This window comes from Bradyrhizobium sp. 153, assembly GCF_023073835.1.
Lineage (GTDB): Bacteria > Pseudomonadota > Alphaproteobacteria > Rhizobiales > Xanthobacteraceae > Bradyrhizobium.
In genome coordinates this window covers 148,440-161,675 of the sequence record NZ_JADPKH010000015.1, presented here as the reverse complement: position 1 = coordinate 161,675, position 13,236 = coordinate 148,440, and the positions used below count along the sequence as shown (strand labels likewise).

11 protein-coding genes are annotated in these 13,236 nt (G+C 64.1%); 4 read left to right on the top strand and 7 right to left on the bottom strand.

Features of this window, described 5'->3' with window-relative positions; all coding sequences use genetic code 11:
• Positions 1–38 precede the first annotated feature (38 nt).
• From IVA91_RS03215 to IVA91_RS03200, 4 genes are all read right to left on the bottom strand, one after another.
• Positions 39–2,243: a xanthine dehydrogenase family protein molybdopterin-binding subunit gene (locus IVA91_RS03215; RefSeq protein WP_247278245.1), complete on the bottom strand. Its 2,205-nt coding sequence runs from the start codon at positions 2,241–2,243 to the stop codon at positions 39–41.
• A 7-nt stretch (positions 2,244–2,250) separates the two neighbouring features.
• A complete protein-coding gene (locus tag IVA91_RS03210) occupies positions 2,251–3,267 on the bottom strand; it encodes a xanthine dehydrogenase family protein subunit M (protein WP_247278244.1) in 1,017 nt (338 codons plus the stop codon).
• Positions 3,264–3,755: a (2Fe-2S)-binding protein gene (locus IVA91_RS03205; protein ID WP_247278243.1), complete on the bottom strand. Its 492-nt coding sequence runs from the start codon at positions 3,753–3,755 to the stop codon at positions 3,264–3,266. Before IVA91_RS03205 ends, IVA91_RS03210 begins: the two co-directional genes overlap by 4 nt.
• A 138-nt stretch (positions 3,756–3,893) precedes the next feature.
• A complete protein-coding gene (locus IVA91_RS03200; RefSeq protein WP_201759988.1) occupies positions 3,894–4,373 on the bottom strand; it encodes an Lrp/AsnC family transcriptional regulator in 480 nt (159 codons plus the stop codon).
• Between the two features lie 142 nt (positions 4,374–4,515).
• Between IVA91_RS03200 and ald the strand changes: the two genes are divergently transcribed.
• Positions 4,516–5,631, top strand: coding sequence for an alanine dehydrogenase (gene ald, locus IVA91_RS03195; RefSeq protein ID WP_247278242.1), 1,116 nt, complete (start codon positions 4,516–4,518; stop codon positions 5,629–5,631).
• Positions 5,632–5,765: 134 nt separating this feature from the next.
• On the opposite strand, the gene IVA91_RS03190 is transcribed toward ald, so the two are convergent.
• From IVA91_RS03190 to IVA91_RS03180, 3 genes are read right to left on the bottom strand one after another with little or no spacing between them, the layout of a single operon-like run.
• Positions 5,766–7,676 (bottom strand): NAD(P)-binding domain-containing protein, encoded by a 1,911-nt coding sequence (locus IVA91_RS03190; RefSeq protein WP_247458334.1) that lies wholly within the window; start codon positions 7,674–7,676, stop codon positions 5,766–5,768.
• A complete protein-coding gene (locus tag IVA91_RS03185; RefSeq protein WP_247278240.1) occupies positions 7,673–8,314 on the bottom strand; it encodes a TetR/AcrR family transcriptional regulator in 642 nt (213 codons plus the stop codon). Before IVA91_RS03185 ends, IVA91_RS03190 begins: the two co-directional genes overlap by 4 nt.
• Positions 8,311–9,804, bottom strand: coding sequence for an AMP-binding protein (locus tag IVA91_RS03180; RefSeq protein ID WP_247458333.1), 1,494 nt, complete (start codon positions 9,802–9,804; stop codon positions 8,311–8,313). The genes IVA91_RS03185 and IVA91_RS03180 overlap by 4 nt, the downstream gene beginning before the upstream one ends.
• Positions 9,805–9,975: 171 nt before the next feature.
• On the opposite strand from IVA91_RS03180, the gene IVA91_RS03175 reads away from it, so the two are divergent.
• From IVA91_RS03175 to IVA91_RS03165, 3 genes are all read left to right on the top strand, one after another.
• Positions 9,976–11,235, top strand: a complete 1,260-nt coding sequence (locus IVA91_RS03175; RefSeq protein ID WP_247278238.1) for an ABC transporter substrate-binding protein — start codon at positions 9,976–9,978, stop codon at positions 11,233–11,235.
• An 81-nt stretch (positions 11,236–11,316) separates the two neighbouring features.
• Positions 11,317–12,219, top strand: a complete 903-nt coding sequence (locus IVA91_RS03170) for a branched-chain amino acid ABC transporter permease (RefSeq protein WP_247278237.1) — start codon at positions 11,317–11,319, stop codon at positions 12,217–12,219.
• Positions 12,216–13,235 carry a branched-chain amino acid ABC transporter permease gene (locus IVA91_RS03165; protein WP_247458332.1) on the top strand — a complete coding sequence of 340 codons (1,020 nt, stop codon included), beginning with the start codon at positions 12,216–12,218 and terminating at the stop codon, positions 13,233–13,235. Before IVA91_RS03170 ends, IVA91_RS03165 begins: the two co-directional genes overlap by 4 nt.
• Position 13,236: the final 1 nt, after the last annotated feature.

Sequence of the window (13,236 nt, the reverse complement as noted above, 5' to 3'; positions counted from 1 at the left end):
AGGTCTCGTTGGCGTCGAACAAAGGTGCGGCGAGGCGCTCACTCCAGTAGCTTGTCCAGCGTGATCGGGAAGCGCCGAATGCGCTTGCCGGTGGCATGATAGACGGCGTTCGCAATCGCCGCAGGCACGCCGACGATGCCGATTTCGCCGAGACCCTTGACACCCAGCTTGTTGATCCGGTCGTCGGGCTCGTCGACGAAAATGACGTCAATATCGTGAATGTCGGCATTCACGGGAATGTGGTACTCGGCGATGTTCGCGTTCATGATGCGACCGAAGCGGTGATCCATCACCGTCTCCTCATGCAGCGCCATCCCGATTCCCCAGACCACGCCGCCCATGATCTGGCTGCGGCCAGTCTTGGTGTTCAGGATGCGCCCGGCCGCGACCGCGCTCACGACCCGCGTAACGCGGATGACGCCGAGCTCCTCGTCGACCTTTACCTCGGCGAAGACGGCGGAATGCGTATTGCGGGCATGCGACTTGTCCTCCGCGAACTGGTTGAGCTTCTCCTTTTCGATCCGCTCGAGCTTGCTGTGGCGCATCACATCCGCAATCGAAAGGGCGGGGCCGTTCCTGCCGTTGCTGGCGATCATGCCGTCGACCAAAGTGACGGTGGCGGCATCGACGTCAGCGAGCGGCGAGCCGGGCATCGCCTTGGCGAGCCGGGCGAGCTCCTGGCGAATGTCTTCGGCCGCTCCCAACACGGCGTGCGCACTGGACGCCGCCATCCAGGAGCCGCCCTCGACGGGCGCTTGCGGCAAGGTCGAATCGGCGAGCCTGACGCTGATGTTCTCGATCGGCAGCCCGAGAGCGTCGGCCGCCACCTGCGCCACAATGGTGTAGGTGCCGGTGCCGATGTCGGACGCGGCGCATGAGACCTCCGCGTGGCCGTTCGATGTCAGAACGATGCGAACGGCGACCGGCATCTGCAGCGCCTCCCAGACGCCTGTCGCCATGCCCCAGCCGACCAGGTCCTTGCCGTCGCGCATGGAGCGCGGCGCGGGATTGCGCCGGGCCCAGCCGAAGGCTTCCGCGCCCCTGGCGTAGCATTCGCGCAGCTGCTTGCTGGTGTAGGGGAGGTCCCCGCTCTGGTCGCGATCCGAGTAGCACTTCAGCCGCAGCTCGATCGGGTCGAGCTTGAGCGCGACGGCCAATTCGTCCATGGCGCATTCGAGCGCGCAGACGCCCGTTGCCGCGCCCGGCGCGCGCATATCGCAGGGGGTGGCGAGGTCGAGGTGGACCAGCTTGTGGGAGAGGCGGCTGTTGGGACTCTTGTAGAGCTGCTCCCCCCAGCCGGTATCGTTGCGCGAGAAATCCTCAAACCGCGAGGTGACGGCGATGGCTTCGTGGGTAACGGCATCGAGTGTGCCGTCGGGCTTTGCGCCGAGCGCAACGTGCTCGATGGTCATGGGACGATAGCCCAGGCTGTACATCTGCTGTCGTGTCAGGACGACACGGACCGATCGTTTCAGCGCGAGCGCACCAAGTGTTGCCAGGACCACCTGGTGCTGCGGCCGCAGGCCCGAGCCGAACGCTCCGCCGACATAGGGCGAGATCACGCGGATGTCTTCCGGCTTCTTTCTGAAGACACCGCAGAGAAACTTCTGGACGTTCTGGACGCCTTGGGTCTTGTCATAGACTGTAAGCCCGCCGTTGCCCTCCCAGACGGCCGTTGTCGCGTAGAGCTCCATCGGGTTGTGATGCTCGCTCGGAATGACATAGTCCGCTTCGTGACGGACGGCCGCCCGCGTCAGCGCTGCTGCGGCGTCGCCGCGCGGCTTGTGTGGCTGATCCACTTTGGCAGCCGTGCCGCGTTCGGATTCGAGATCGGTCGCAAACGCCTCCTGCTCGTATTCAACGCGAATGCGAGTTGCGGCGAATTTGGCGGTTTCCCAGTCCTCCGCCACGACCAGCGCGATCGGCTGGCCGTTGAACCTGATCCTGTCGTCATAGAGTGGGCGGAACGGCGAGCCCTTCTCCGGCGCCACCTCGTCCTTCCAGGCTTCGTCCTTGTCGGCGAGGGGCGGGCGATGCGTGTGGGTGAGCACGTCGACCACGCCCTTCACCTTCAGTGCGTCGCTGCTGTCGAGGCGAACGATGCGTCCCCGCGGAATGGTGGCCTCGACGACAAAGCCATGGAGGAGACGGTCTGCTGCGAACTCGCCGGCATATTTGGCGGCGCCAGTGACCTTGGCCCGGCCGTCGACGCGCGACGTTGGTGTTCCGACATAGGCGTTCATCGGGCCCTCATGCGATCTTCTTGTGAGCTTGTGATTGCGGCGTGGCGCTTGTCGCCTGCATCAGCGTGCGAACGACGGCTCGGCGCGCGAGTTCGATCTTGAATCCATTATGCGAACGAGCGGTTGCTCCCTGCAGCAGCAGATCGGCGGCGCGCCCAAAATGATCCGGCGTTGCCGCTTGGCCGCGCAACGCCGCCTCGGCCTCGAGGCTTCGCCAAGGCTTGTGGGCCACGCCGCCGAGCGCCAGGCGCGCTTCGATGATTGCGTTGCCCTCCAGTTCGAGCGCGGCCGCGACCGAGACCAGGGCAAAGGCGTAGGACAGCCGGTCGCGGATCTTCAGATAGCTGTAGTTCCTGGCAAAGCCGCGCGGCGGCAGCTCGATTGCGGTGATGATCTCGCCGCTGCCGAGATTTGTATCGGCATGAGGCTTGTCGTCCGGAAGCCGATGGAAATCGGTCAGGGCGAGGGTGCGCTCACCGGTCGAGCCTGCGATGTGCACGAGCGCGCCGAGCGCGGCCAGCGCCACGCTCATGTCGGATGGATTGGTCGCGATGCAGGACGAGCTGGTGCCGAGGATTGCGTGGTTGCGGTTGAGGCCATCGAGTGCCGAGCAGCCGGTGCCCGGGCTGCGCTTGTTGCAAGGCGTCGTCGTGTCATAGAAGTAGGCGCAGCGCGTTCGCTGCATCAGATTGCCGCCGACCGAGGCCATGTTGCGCAGTTGCGCGGAGGCACCCGCCAAGATGGCGCTGGCGAGCAGGGGATAGCGCTGCTCGATCAGCGGATGGTAGGCGAGATCCGAATTTGGCACCAAGGCGCCGATGCGCAGGCCGCCATCGGCGGTCTCCTCGATGTCGCGGAGCGGCAGGCGGGAAATGTCGATCAACCGGGAGGGCCGTTCGACATTCTCCTTCATCAGGTCGATAAGATTGGTGCCGCCGGCAATCAGCTTCGCGTTCGGATCGGCGGCCAGCAGGCGAATGGCGTCGGCGACATCGCTTGCGCGGGAATACTGGAAGTTGTTCATGATCGGCTCATTGCCTGCTCGATCGCAGCCACGATGTTAGGGTAGGCGCCGCAGCGGCAGAGATTTCCGCTCATCACTTCCCGGATCTCGTCGGCGCCCCTGGCGTGGCCTTCGGCCAGGAGGCCGGCCGCCGAGCAAATCTGTCCCGGCGTGCAATAGCCACATTGGAATGCGTCGTGATCGATGAAGGCTTGTTGCAGGGGATGCAGGGCGCCGTCCTTGGCAAGGCCTTCGATCGTCGTGATTTCGGCGCCATCCTTCATGACGGCGAGCGTCAGGCACGAATTGACCCGTCTTCCGTCGATTAACACGGTGCAGGCGCCGCATTGGCCGTGATCGCAGCCTTTTTTGGTGCCGGTCAATTCCAGACGGTCACGCAGGGCATCCAGAAGCGTGGTCCACGGCACGACCTCGAGTGTGCGCCTGACGCCATTGACGATAAGGTTGATCGGAATGCGTTCGGGGATCTGATCCGTGATATCGGCCATGTTCTGTTCCCTGCGGAGAGGCCGAGCTGAGCAAGTTTGGATGCCGACTCGAGGATGCGTTGCCGCCGCTGGCCAATAGCGCCCAACGGATGACGAGGTGCTTGGTTCCCGGCCGGTTAGCCCGTCGCCCGGACGAGATTAGCGCTTCGCCTCGCCGAACACCACAGTCGGTACGGCGCGATTGACGATCTCGCGCAGCGCGAAGCTCGATTGCACCCGGGCGACGCGCGGCAGGCGCGACAGCTCGGTACGGTGGATGCGCTCGAAATCCTGGATGTCGCGGGCGAGAACGATCAGGATGTAGTCGTCGGTGCCCGACATCAGGAAGCAGCGCACGACGGAGGGGCACTTCACCACCTCCGCCTCGAATGCCTTGAGCGCATCGTCGCTCTGGCTCTCCAGCGCGATCCGGACCAGCACCGTTGTCGTGAGGCCGAACTGCGCAAGATCGAGCGCCGCTTGGTAGGCCTGGATGTAACCCTCGTCCTCCAGGGCCTTCTGCCGCCGCGCCAGCGCAGTGCTCGATAGTCCGACCTTGTTGGCAAGCTCGGTGTGGCTGGCCCGCGCATTGGTCGTGAGTTCGGCGAGGATGGCGAGGTCTTTCCGGTCGAGGGCCAAGGTTTCGTTTCCAGCGTGAAAGGGCATTTTCGCGCCGGAAACCGGCGCGCTAGGCATGAACCTAGCGGATATTTGCACGAAACCAAACCGCCGCCATCGCTACGATGATGAACGGAATCAAGGCGTTGGGAAGGAGCTGAAGATGCGCGTCGGTGTGCCCAAGGAGATCAAGGTGCAGGAATATCGCGTCGGGCTCACTCCGGGCGCGGTTCGTGAATATGTCGCGGCCGGCCACCGGGTGACGGTCGAGACCGGCGCCGGCAGCGGCATCGGCGCCTCCGACGACGTGTATCGGCGGGCAGGCGCCACGATCGCCGAAAGCGCCCGTGACGTCTTCGCCAAGTCCGACATGATCGTGAAGGTGAAGGAGCCGCAGAAAAGCGAATGGGCCCAGCTCCGCGAAGGCCAGGTCCTGTTTACCTATCTCCATCTTGCACCCGACCCGGAGCAGGCCAAGGGCCTGCTTGCCTCGGGCTGCACCGCGATTGCCTATGAGACCGTCACGGACGCGAGCGGTCACCTCCCGCTGCTCGCGCCGATGAGCGAAGTCGCCGGCCGCCTCGCCATCGAGGCCGCCGGCGCCGCGCTCAGGCGCTCGGCTGGCGGCCGCGGGCTGCTGCTCGGCGGTGTTCCCGGCGTGCAGCCGGCGCGGGTGGTCGTGCTCGGCGGCGGCGTGGTGGGAACGCAGGCGGCACGGATGGCCGCAGGGCTCGGTGCGGAAGTCACGGTGATCGATCGCTCGATTCCTCGTCTGCGCCAACTCGACGATCTCTTTACCGGACGCGTGCGCACCCGCTTCTCGACGATCGAGTCGGTCGAGGAGGAGGTGTTCGCTGCCGACGTCGTGATCGGCGCGGTGCTCGTGCCGGGTGCCAGCGCGCCGAAGCTCGTCACGCGCGCGATGCTGACATCGATGCGGCCGGGCGCGGTGCTGGTCGACGTCGCGATCGACCAGGGCGGCTGTTTCGAGACATCGCATCCGACTACGCACGTGGAGCCGACCTATGAGGTCGACGGCGTGGTGCATTATTGCGTCGCCAACATGCCGGGCGCGGTGCCGGTGACATCAAGCCAGGCGCTGAACAATGCGACGCTGCCGTTCGGCCTGATGCTCGCGAACAAGGGCTTTGCCGCGGTGTTGGAAAATCCGCACTTGCGCAACGGCCTCAACGTGCATCGCGGCCGGATTACGAACAAAGCGGTGGCGGAGAGTCTGGGGCTGGAATTCGCTCCGGTGGAGTCTGGGCTGGCGGCCTGAGTGGTTTTCTGATTGCGAGCGCAGCGAAGCAAGCCAGAGTGTCTCCGAGGAACGATTCTGGATTGCTTCGCTACGCTCGCAATGACGACGTGGGAAGTGGTTGCGCTGACGCCTAATCTGCCTCCGCAGGAGGGTCACGCTTTCGTCAGCTTGTATTGCCTCAGATCCGGATCGTGGGTCATGCGCCAGTAGTCTACGAACCGCCACGGCATCGCGGAGAATACGCGGCCGCTTGCATTCCGGTAATACGTGCTCATGCCGGGATGGGTCCAGATCATGGCCTCGTGCTCGGCATCGACCTTGCGGAGATAGTCATCGAGCACGTCCTGGCGAACCTCGATGGCCGCGATATCTCGCTCGATCATGTCGGCGAGGCAGGCGGAGATGTAGCGGCTCTGGCACTCCGACTGGAAGATGACGCTGCCGCCGTGGGCAGGACCGGAATTGGGACCGAGCATGCAGAAGAAATTCGGGAAGCCCGGCACGGTGAGGCCGAGAAATGCCGTCGGATTGTCGTTGGCCCAGGCATCGCGCAAATCTTTGCCGTCGCGGCCGCTGATGTTGAGGCGCGCCGCCATCTCGGTGACCTTGAAGCCGGTCGCGACCACGATGATGTCGGCGTGGCGGTGTGTGCCGTCGGCGGTGACGATGCCGTCCCGGTCGAAATGGTCGATTGCGTCGGTGACGAGTTCGACATTGTCCCGCGTCAAAGTCTTGAACCAGTTGTTGTCGAGCAGAATGCGCTTGCCGTAAGGCGGATAGGTCGGCACGCATTTTTCGATCAGGTCGGGTCGATCTTTCAGCTCGGACAGGATGAAGTCGGTCAGCTCCTGGCGGTGCCGGTCATTGCCCTTGTTGACGGCGCGTTCGGGATGCGGCCAGGCCGGGTCCTTGCGCAGGAAGGGCAGGAGGCCATCGCCATAGCGCCAAAACATGTTGAAGCGGTACCACTGCACATAGAACGGCAGGTGCGCCAGCAGCCAGCGCGCGCCGTCACTGATCGGATCGGCATAGCCCTTCACCGGCCGCGCCCATTGCGCGCTGCGCTGGTAGACGATGACTGAGGCCACACGGGTGGCGATCGACGGCACCAGCTGCATCGAGGTCGCGCCGGTGCCGATCACGGCGACATGCTTGCCCTCGATGTTGATTTCGTCGGACCATAGTGCCGAGTGCAGGATCGTGCCCTTGAACTCTTCTTCGCCTTTGAAGCGGGCGCGCGAGGGATCGTTGAGCTGGCCGATGGCCGAGACCAGCGCGGTGGATTCGAAAGTCTCCGCGCCGTTCTCGGTCTTGAGCGTCGAAATCCAGCGTTGCCTTTCTTCATCCCAGCGTGATGAGGTCAGCTCGGTGTTGACGCGCAGATGCTTGCGAATGCCGTATTCGTCCGCGACCTTCTGCAGATAGCCGAGTAGCTCCTCACGCTGGCAGAAATAGCGCGTCCATGCGTTGCGCGAGCCGAAAGAGTAGGAATAGGAGTGGTTCGGCGTGTCGACGCCGCAGCCGGGATAGCGGTTGATCCACCAGGTGCCGCCGAGCTCGGCATTCTTCTCGACGATGGTGTAGGGGATGCCGAGATGGCCGAGTGCCACGCCGAGCGCGATGGCGCAGACGCCGGCGCCGACGATCAGCACATGCTGGTCGGCAAGCTTTTCGTCGGAGGGGCGCTTCGTCCAGCGCGCCTCGCGCGGGACAAAACCCATCTCCTCGCGCATCAAAGGTGCATATTCCGGCGCGACATTCTCGCCGAGGCAAGCGCGCATCATCCTCAGCAGCAGCTCCTCGCCCGGATCGGTGATCACGGGTTTTGGCGTGCCATTGGCGAAGAGCCTGACCACGGCGGTGCGGATCTCGTCCTGAATCTCCCGGCGCACGCCGGCCTCGGGATCGGGAATGAGGCGGATGTCGCGTTTGGGCAGATAGGGCGGTTCGAGCCACTTTTCGTCGCCGGTCATGTGCACCAGCACCATCAGAAGGCAGCGGATATCGCCCTCGGCGATTGCGGAGGCGAGGTCGAGCGGTTTGTGCGGAGATTCGATGTTCATGGCGTGTCCTGATCTCCGCAGGCCCTGAAGAGGCCGCGCGTCATCAGCTTGCGATAGGCGGAGAAGACGTGATCGGGCACAGCGGTGACGCCGCCTCCCAAATAGGAGTAGCGGCGGCTGAGATAGCCGCGCGCGCCCATCAGCATGTGAACGATGGCCTCGAACTCCTCGTTGCTGTAATCTTCGATCGCGCCGGCAAGCCGTGCGCGGCGCAAAATGCGCACATAAGCGGTCGAGATGTTGTCGAGGTGCTTCTGGTAACCGATGGGCGCGAAGAACTCGGCCTCGTTGAGGATGCGCAAGAATTCAGGCACCTCGCGGATGAAGTCGAAGAAGGCGGCAAAGCGCTCGATCTCCTGCCGCGCCGCGTGCGCATTGCCGGTGCGGACGCGGATGAACTCGACCATGTCGAGGCCGATTTTTGGTAGGAGCTGGTCGAGCAGTTCCTGGCGGTTATCGAAATGGTTGTAGAAGGTACCCTGCGCGACACCGGCTTCTTCGGTGATGCGCGCGACCGAGGCCTCGGCATAGCCATGCTTGCCGACGACTTTCGTGGCAGCCTCAAAGATCTTCTGCTTGGTCCAGGCGTTGCGCTCGATTCGGTTCAGCTTGGTAACCTTTGCAGTCGCTTGCGTCATTCGGAGGTCTCCAACTCGGCGCGCAGCACGCGCTTGAGGATCTTGCCTGACGGATTGCGCGGCAGGCTGCCGCGGATGACCAGCTGTTTCGGCACCTTGAAACTCGCCAGCCGCGCGCGGCAATGCTCGGTGAGGGCAGCGAGGTCGAGGCTCGCGCCCTCAGTCAGTACGACAACCGCGACCGGCCGCTCGCCCCAGCGCGCATCGCGCAGGCCGATCACCGCGACTTCGCGCACTTCGGGCAAATCGTAGATGATGCGCTCGACCTCGGAGGAGGCGATGTTCTCGCCACCGGAGATGATCATGTCCTTCTTGCGGTCGGTCAGGTAGAGGAAGCCCTCGTCGTCGAGATAGCCGACGTCGCCGCTGCGGAACCAGCCGCCGAAGAAGGCGGACGCCGTCTTCTCCGGATCCCTCCAATAGCCGCGCGTGATCTTCGGACCCCGCAGGCAGATCTCGCCATTGACGTTCGGCGGCAGCTTGTTGCCGTTCTCGTCGCGGATTTCGATCTCGACATGGGCAATGGCGCGACCGGTCGAGCCGATCTTCTCGATCTCGCGACCTTTCTCCATGAAGGTGTCGCCGCCGACGGTCTCGGTGAGTCCATAGGCGTCGATGTAGCGCGCATTGCGGAAATATTCGGCGAAGGCGCGGATGCGTGCCTCCGGCGTCTTCTCGCCGCCGCCGATTGCCCATTGCAGGCTGGAGACGTCGTAGCGGTCGCGGGTGGGGCAGGTGAGCATCGCGGTGGTCATGACGGGCGCGAACCAGGCAGCGTTGAGCTTGTCTTCTGCGATAGAAGCAAGCGCCGCCTCCGGTTCGAAATTGCGCTCGATGCGAATGAATCCGCCATGCCAGAGCACTGCGATGCCTGGCAGGTCGAGCGCGCCGACGTGATAGAGCGGACCGATGACGAGAAGACGCGTATCGGCGCTTAAGGCCAGCGCAATCGTCTGGTCGGCCGACTTCCAGTAGAAATTATCGTAAGTGAGCATCACGCCCTTGGGGCGGTCTGTCGTGCCAGATGTGTACATCAGCCGCATCAGGTCGGAGGGCTGGCGCACATGCATCGGCGCAGCGGTCGTGTTGCCTGCGAGATGGGTGACGCTCTGCTGCGCGGTCTCGTTCAGCACGACGATGTTCGCGCCCGCTGCATTCGCAGCCAATTCCTCGTCGGCGATCAGAAGGCGCGCGCCGGCATTGCTGGCGATGTAGTCGACCTCGTTGCGGGACAAGCGAAAATTGATCGGCAGGAACACCGCGCCGAGATGGCTGGTGGCGAAGACGAGCTCCAGGAATGCCGCGCTGTTCTTCATCAGCACGGCGACGACATCGCCGGCACCGATGCCCTGCGCGGCGAGCCAGCCGGCGACCTGCCGGATGCGCGCGTCGAACATCGCGTAAGCGATCTCCTCACCGCGGTATTTCAGCGCGGGCCGGTCCGGCGTGCCCCGGGCATGGAAGGCGATGAAGCTCGAAAGGTTGATCATTTGCCGGGTTTTGGGCCGGTTACCGACCTCACTTCCTCCCTTGATGAATTCTGACTCGTAATTCATCTTTGGCTTGACGTCACCCCCCACCCTCTGAAATCCTTGGGATCACGGAGACGAGACGATCTCCGGCAGGGATCAGGACACGCCGACCCGAAAGAGGGAGGGAAAATGACGAGAACCCGCACGCCGGGCATCAGCCGCCGTTCCACGCTGGCGCTGATGGGCGCCGGCGCGATCACGTTTGCCGCGCCCTGGGTGGCGCGTGCGCAAGCCAAGACCATCAAGATCGGCATGCCGACGATCCTGTCGGGCCGTGTCGCGCAGCTCGGCACGTCCTCGCGCAATGCGGTGATGCTCGAGGTCGAGAAGGTCAACGCCGCCGGCGGCCTCGCCGGCCGGCACATCGAGATGGTGATCCGCGACTCCAAGGGCCAGCCGCAGGAAGCCGCCCGCGTCGCGCGCGAACTCGTCAACACCGACGGCTGCGAACTGCTGCTCGACGGCGAGGCGTCCTCCGGATCGTTCGCGGTGCATGAAGTCGCGCGCGATCTCGGCGTGCTCTGCGTCCACACCTGCTCGGAAGCATCTTCGCTGACGGCCGATCCCAAGCAGCACATCCCGAATGCGTTCCGCTGCGTGCGCCAGGGCATCCACGATTCCATCGTCGGCGGCAGCTATGCCGCTTCGATCGCGAAAGCCAAGCGCCTGAAGAAGTGGGCGACGTGTTCGCCCGACTACGCCTACGGCCGCGATACCACCGGAGAGTTCACGCTGTATCTGAAGCGCTTTGCGCCCGACGTCGAAATCGTCAGCGAGTCCTGGCCAAAGCTGTTCCAGCCCGACTACACCGAAGTGGTGACGAAGATCCTCCAGGCCAAGCCGCAGGCGCTGTATTCCTGCCTCTGGGGCGGCGATCTCACCTCCTACATCGACCAAGCCAACATCTACGCGATGTTCAGCCAGATGGAGGTGTTCGCAGTCAACATGGCCGACTACACAGCGCTCACGGTGGTGAAGAACCTGCCGAAGGGCATCCATTCCGGTAATCGCTACATCAAGACGTTCCCGGCCACGCCGGAGAACGCAGCCTGGGGGGATGCCTACAAGGCCAAGTACAACGAATATCCGACCAACTGGTCGTGGCAGAACGCCACCGCGGTGATGTTCCTCAGTGAAGCCGCGAAAAAGGCGAACTCCGCCGACGGCAAGAAGATCGCGGAGGTGCTGAAGGGCCTCACCATCAGGTGCCCGTTCGGCGCCGACGGCACTGTGACAATGCGCGGCGACGACCACACCCTGGTCGGCTACGCCATCGGCTGGGGCACCACCATCCCGCAGGAGCCTTATGTCCCGGAGGTCAAGGCCGGCGACTGGAAGACCATCTTCGAGTTGGAGGCCGAATGGAAGAAGAGCAAGGGCTACACCTGACGCCGCGGCGGAGAGGGATGACCCTCTCCGCCGTTTTCGTTTTCCGCGCCGTGTCAGGCGCGCCGCAATGAAAGTGCTCTCGTGGATCTCGACGCGCTCGCCGGCTGCCTCGCCAGCTCCGCCTGCTTGGTGACGCAAACCACCAGCGGCCTCATCATCGGCATGCTTCTGTTTCTCGTCGCGGTCGGGCTGACCCTGATCTTCGGTGTGCTCAAGGTCGTCAATTTCAGCCACGGCGCCTTCTACATGTTCGGCGCCTACTTCGCGATGACGGCCTATCAGCTCACCGGCAGTTTTGCGCTCGCCATGCTGGCGGGCGCGGCCGGCACCGCGATCCTCGGCCTGATCTTCGAGCGCGTCTTCATGAGCCGCGTCTACGGCGCCGACGTGCTGATGCAGCTGCTCGTCTGCTATGCCTTCGTGCTGATCTTCGACGATGTCGTGCGCATCATCTGGGGACCGGAGTTCAAATCGATGGGCATGCCGTCCGCGTTCCAGGTGATGCCGCTATTCATCGCCGGTGGCGTGGTGCCGCCTTATTATCTGTTGCTGATCGGTGTCGCGCTTCTTGCGGCCGTCGTGCTCGGCATCGGATTGTCGCGCAGCCGCATCGGCAAGGTGATCCGCGCGGCCGCGCACAATCCCGGCATGGTCTCGGCGCTCGGCATCAACACCGGCCTGATCTATGGCGGCGTGTTCGCGCTCGGCGGCATGCTGGCGGGTCTTGCCGGCGCGCTGGCGGCTCCTGTGCGGTCGCTGACGCCGGGCATGGGATTTTCCGTGCTGATCGAGTCCTTCATCGTCACCGTGATCGGCGGCATGGGCTCGATCCTGGGCGCGCTGATCGGCGCGCTGCTGCTCGGGCTGATCCGCTCGTTCGGCTCGCTCGGCTTTCCCCTGTTTACGGAAGGCCTGATGTATCTTTTCATGGTGATCGTGCTGGTCTCCAAACCTACCGGCCTGTTCGGCAGGGAGGCGGCATGACCGAGCTCGAGGCCGGTCGCGCCGAAACGCTGGCGCCGGTGCGCAGCGGTGCCGTACTGCGGCGCTACCGTGACGTCCTGATCGCGCTGATCGCCCTTGCCGTGCTGGCGAGCCTGCCGCTCTTCACCGGCAGCAAGGCGCTGCTCGATTTCGTCATCCGCTGCTCGGCCTACGGCCTGTTTGCGACGTCGCTCAATCTGCTGGTCGGCTATACCGGCCTGACTTCGTTCGGCCACGGCATGTTCTTCGGGCTTGGCGCCTACAGTTTTGGCCTCATCATGCAGAAGCTCGGCGTGCCGATTCCCGTCGCCTTCGTCGCGACGCTGGCGATCACCGCAATAGTCTCCGCGATCATCGGCGCCATCTGCGTGCGGCTGAAGGAGACTTACTTCGCCTTCGTGACGCTCGCATTCCAGATGCTGATCCACTCGACCATATTGTCCTGGGCCTCCTTCACCGGCGGCGACCAGGGTCTGCGCGGCGGCATTCCGCGGCCGCCGTTCCTCGGCATTGACCTTGCCAACCACGTCCATCTCTATGTCGCGAGCTGCGCGCTGCTGATCCTTGGCCTGCTCGCGATGCGCCAGATCGCGCAATCACCGTTCGGCTACACGTTGCGCATGATCCGCGACAACGCCGCGCGCGCGAGCTTCCTTGGCATCGACGTCTGGCGCGCCAAGCTCACCGTGTTCGTGCTGGCGGCTTTGTTCGCGTCGATGGGCGGCATGGTGATGGCGCTGTTCGTGTCCGGCGCCTATCCGGAATTCGCCTATTGGACGATCTCGGGCGAGGGCATTTTCATCAACATGCTCGGCGGTGTGTCGACCTTCCTCGGGCCGATGGTCGGCACCGTGCTGCTGCTTCTGCTCAACGATACCGTCACACGTTTCACCGAGTATCACGGCATCGTGCTTGGCGTCGTCATCCTGTTCTTCGCGCTGGGCCTGCGCAAAGGTCTCCTGGATTTCGCCGCCGAATGGTTTGCGCAGCGGCGCGACGCAGGCGAGGGGCGCTAGC